At 69.8% G+C, this 4116-nt stretch carries 3 protein-coding genes; all 3 read left to right on the forward strand.

The window, feature by feature from the left end:
* Nucleotides 1-1413: electron transfer flavoprotein-ubiquinone oxidoreductase (locus VNR91_RS13355; RefSeq protein WP_325491265.1), on the forward strand; the 1413-nt coding region annotated here is incomplete at its 5' end.
* A gap of 34 nt (nucleotides 1414-1447) precedes the next feature.
* Complete coding sequence (locus VNR91_RS13360; RefSeq protein ID WP_325491266.1) at nucleotides 1448-3010, forward strand: tetratricopeptide repeat protein; 1563 nt, start codon at nucleotides 1448-1450, stop codon at nucleotides 3008-3010.
* Nucleotides 3007-3849, forward strand: a complete 843-nt coding sequence (locus VNR91_RS13365; protein WP_325491267.1) for a 4-(cytidine 5'-diphospho)-2-C-methyl-D-erythritol kinase — start codon at nucleotides 3007-3009, stop codon at nucleotides 3847-3849. Before VNR91_RS13360 ends, VNR91_RS13365 begins: the two co-directional genes overlap by 4 nt.
* Nucleotides 3850-4116: the final 267 nt, after the last annotated feature.

Below are 4116 nucleotides of genomic sequence, written 5' to 3' on the forward strand. Positions count from 1 at the left end.
ACCGACAATCAACACTGGTTGCTGTCGAAGAAGGGCAAGTTCGCCGTTCCGCATTTCATCACCCCGTCGTTCATGCACAATCACGGCACCTATACCGGCAGCCTGGGCAGCCTGTGCCGCTGGCTCGCCGAACAGGCCGGCGAGCTGGGCGTCGAGATCTTTCCCGGCTTCGCGGCCGCGGAAGTGCTGTTCAACGACGACGGATCGGTGAAGGGGGTCGCCACCGGCGACATGGGCGTCGGCCGCGATGGCCATCACAAGCCCGATTACCAGCCCGGCCTAGAACTCCATGCGAAATACACGCTGCTGGGCGAGGGGTGCCGCGGGCATCTGACCAAGGAACTGATCCGCACGTTCGACCTGGCGTGCGACAGCGATCCGCAGATCTATGGTATCGGCGTCAAGGAATTGTGGGACATCGATCCCGCGCTGCACGCGCCCGGCCGGGTGATCCACACCCAGGGCTGGCCGCTCAACGAGACGCAGGGCTCGAACGGCGGCGGGTTCCTCTATCATCAGGCCAACGGGCAGGTCGCGCTCGGCTTCGTCACCTGGCTCAACTACACCAACCCCTATCTGTCGCCGTTCCAGGAAATGCAGCGGTGGAAGACGCATCCGGCGATCGCCGCGATCCTGAAGGGCGGCAAGCGCGTGTCCTATGGCGCGCGCGCGATCAGCGACGGCGGGCTGCAATCGGTGCCGAAGCTGGTGTTCCCCGGCGGCGCGCTGATCGGCGATTCGGCGGGCTTCCTCAACGTGCCACGCATCAAGGGCAGCCACACCGCGGTCAAATCGGGGATGATGGCCGCCGACGCCGCGTTCGACGCGATCCAGGCAGGCCGCGAATATGACGAACTGACCGCCTATCCCGAAGCATTCGAGGCGAGCTGGGTCCACAAGGAACTGGGCGTGGTCCGCAACGTCGTTCCGCTGGTCAAGAAGTTCGGCGACCTGTTCGGATCGGGGCTGGCCAACGTCACCATGTGGCTGGAACATTGGGGGGTGAAGATGCCGTTCACGCTCCACCATCACCCCGACAACGAGACGTTGTGGCGCAAGGATCAGGTTCAGCCGATCCCCTATCCCAAGCCCGACGGCGTGCTGACGTTCGACCGGCTGTCTTCGGTGTTCCTGTCGAACACCAATCATGAAGAGGATCAGCCGGTCCACCTGACGCTGCGCGATCCGGACATCCCGATCGCCTATGACCTGCCGATGTTCGATGAGCCGGCACAGCGTTACTGCCCGGCCGGCGTCTATGAGGTCGTGGGGCAGGACACCGGCGACCCGAAGTTCGTCATCAACGCGCAGAACTGCGTCCACTGCAAGACGTGCGACATCAAGGATCCGACCCAGAACATCAACTGGGTGGTGCCCGAAGGCGGCGGAGGGCCGAACTATCCGAACATGTAGCGTATCGCTGGCTGGTCTGGCCGCCCTCACGATGATGACGGCAGCGAGGCCGGCATGGGCCGACGTTCCGCAATCGCTGGCCGCCTATGTCAAGGCGCGGGCGGCCGACGCGGACGGCGCGGTGGAGGCGGCGTCGCTTGCCTATGGCCAGGCGCTGGCCGGATCGCCCGGCAATCCGGTGATCGCGATCCGCGCCTATCGCGAGGCGCTGGCGGCGGGCGACATGACGCTGGTGCGGGCCTCGATCGATACGTTACAGACCGCTGGCGTCGCGCCGGCCGACGCGACGGTGATCGCCGTCGCCGACGCCGTCGCGGCGGGCAAGTGGGAGGCGGCCAACGCCGCCGCCGACCGGATGGCCAATGGGCCGCTTGAATTCCTGGCGCCGGTGATCAAGGCATGGGTGGCGTTCGATCGCGGTGACGCCGATGCGGCGCGGATGCTGGCGGACAGCGGCAAGGGCGGCCTGTCGCGGCGCTTCAACGCCGAGAATCGCGCGCTGTTGCTGATCGCGGGCGGCAAGGTCGATGAGGGTATCGCGCAGATCCGCGTGCTGTTGGGCGCGGGGGGCGGCAATCTGGACTTGCGGGTCAACGCGGCAATGCTGCTGGCCCACGCCGGACGCGCGGACGTCGCGCGCGCGCTGACGGCGGGCGACGATCGCGTGCTGGCGGCGCTGCGTGAGCAATTGGGGGACGGTGCGGCGCCCGGCGCGCGCTTTGGCGTGTCCCGGCTGTTCACGCGGCTCGCGGCCGATCTGGTGCGCGGTGAGGCGCGCCCGCTGTCGATCGTGCTGGGCCGCGCCGCGATGCTGCTCGATCCGCGCGACGAGCGCGCCCGGCTGATCCTCGCCGACGGGCTGTCCGCCGACGGTGCCGAACGCCGCGCGATCGCGCTGCTCGATGAGGTGCAGCCGACCTCGATCTATTACGCCACCGTGCTGGGGGCGAAGGTGACCGTGCTCAACCGTGCCGGTCAGCGCGATCGTGCGCTGGCCACCGCTGGCGAGATCGCCGCCGCGCCGGGTGCCGGCGCGCAGGATCTGCAGCGTTACGGCGACCTGCTGGTCGCGGCGGGGCGGTTCGACGATGCCGCCGCGGCCTATGCCAGCGCGATGAAGCGCGCGAAGGACGGACCGGGGTGGATCCTCTACCTTCAGCGCGGCGGTGCGCTGGAACAGGGCGGTCGGTGGCGCGAGGCGGAGGCGATGCTGGAACAGGCGGTCAAGCTGGCCCCGGACGAAGCGGTCGCGCTCAACTATCTCGGCTACGCCCGGCTGACGCGCGGCGAGAATCTGGCGAGCGCGCAGGCGATGCTGGAACGCGCCGCCAAACTGGAGCCCGACGATTCGGCGATCGCCGATTCGCTCGGCTGGGCCTATGTCCAGACCGGCCAGATCGACAAGGCGATGCCACTGCTCGAACGCGCCGCGCGCGCCGAACCGGCCGACGTTACCATCCAGGAACATCTGGGCGACGCCTATTGGCGATCGGGCCGCCGGTACGAGGCGCGCTATGCGTGGCGCGCGGCATCTGTCCACGCGGAGGCGGATGATGCCGCGCGCCTGTCGGCCAAGCTCGCCGCCGGGCTGAAGTGACCGGCCCCGCCACGATCGTCGAGCCGGCGCGGGCCAAGCTCAACCTGGCGTTGCACGTCCGCGCGCGCCGCGCCGATGGCTACCATGAGCTGGAGACGCTGTTCGCGTTCGTCGCGTTCGGCGATGAACTGCGCGTGCGCGACGCCGCCTTCCCCGGTTTCGCCGTCACCGGCCCGTTTGCCGGCCCGTTGGTCGCGGAGGGGAACAATCTCGTTACCCGCGCCGCCGAAGCCTTTGCCGCGAGGTTCGGCCCGCTCCCGCCGGTGGCGATCGAACTGGTCAAGCGCCTGCCGGTCGCGTCGGGGATCGGCGGCGGATCGGCCGACGCGGCGGCGACGCTGCGCGCGCTGGCGCGGCGAACCGGCGTGACGTCACCCGATGCGCTGGCGGAAATCGCCGCCGATCTTGGCTCCGACGTGCCCGCCTGCCTGCTCGGCCGCACCGCGATCGGGCGGGGCAGGGGCGAACGGCTGGAGCCGGTGGCGGGGCTGGAGGGCGCGCCGGTATTGCTGGTCAATCCCGGCGTCGCGGTGGCGACGCGCGACGTGTTCGCGCGGTGGGACGGCGCCGATCGCGGGCCGCTGCCGGTCGGCGACGCGGCGGTGATCGCCAGCGAGGGGCGCAACGATCTGGCAGCGCCCGCCCGCGCGGTGGCGCCGGTGATCGGCGACGTGCTCGATCGGCTGGCGGAACACCCCGGCGTGCTGCTGGCGCGCATGTCGGGATCGGGCGCGACCTGCTTCGCCTTGTGCCGAGATGCCGATGCCCGCACCCGCGCCGCCGCCGCGATCCGCGCCGCGCAGCCGGGCTGGTGGTGTCTCGAAACGATCCTCGCGTGACAGGTTCGCGTCCCTATCTGGCACGCGGTATCGCGCGAGCTGGCCAGCCACCGAGGGCGATTGCGGGTGGCATCCTTCTTGCTCGTTATACCCGCAGCGGATCAGACGCCGGGAGCGAGCCGTCCGCCGATGGCCTTCGGTTCGTCCGCGCGCCATCACCCGCCCACCGCGGCGCGCAGCACCCGCGCTGCGTCGCGTGTGCGTCATGATCGGCTGGTCGATCGACGGCACCGTCGCGACGATCACGCTCGATCGTCCGGCGCAGCG

Source organism: Sphingomonas sp. (assembly GCF_035555815.1).
Taxonomy (GTDB): domain Bacteria; phylum Pseudomonadota; class Alphaproteobacteria; order Sphingomonadales; family Sphingomonadaceae; genus Sphingomonas.